Consider the following 506-nt stretch of genomic DNA (forward strand, 5'->3'; position numbering starts at 1 on the left):
GCCGCCCAGCGTGTCCAGCAGTCCGTCAGCCAGGACGTCGTCGTCGGCACCGCCCAGCAGGCCCCGACGGCTCAGGCCACCTTCGCGGAAACCGGCAAGAGCGTCGCGGCAGGTCGTGTCGAGACCGCCCTGACCCAGTCCTCCATTGAAGGGCACGGCAGCGCTACCGCCAGCCGTGAACAGGCCTTCGACAATGACGCTGGCAAGAGTGTCGCCGCTACCCGCGTTCAGCACGCCCTGAGCGACAGCAACGTCTGATTGACCGTCATCCCCGACCTGCATTCCAGGTCTGATCATCACTTCATCTTCATCGAGGAAATCATCATGAACACTCTCAAGACCCTGATCGCCGCTGCCGCTCTCGCTACCGTCAGCACCGCCACCTTCGCGGCGGATGACAGCCCGGCCGCCCAGCGTGTCCAGCAGTCCGTCAGCCAGGACGTCGTCGTCGGCACCGCCCAGCAGGCCCCGACGGCTCAGGCCACCTTCGCGGAAACCGGCAAGAG

The 506-nt window shown here is 66.0% G+C and carries 2 protein-coding genes; both read left to right on the top strand.

All coding sequences use genetic code 11. The features are described from left to right. The coding region (locus HXS66_RS17235) for a hypothetical protein (protein WP_176503750.1) at nt 1-258 on the top strand (258 nt) is incomplete at its 5' end. 66 nt (nt 259-324) lie between these two features. Further along, nucleotides 325-506: hypothetical protein (locus HXS66_RS17240; RefSeq protein ID WP_176504175.1), on the top strand; the 182-nt coding region annotated here is incomplete at its 3' end.

The sequence above is a fragment of the Cobetia sp. 5-11-6-3 genome (assembly GCF_013374055.1).
Lineage (GTDB): Bacteria > Pseudomonadota > Gammaproteobacteria > Pseudomonadales > Halomonadaceae > Cobetia > Cobetia marina.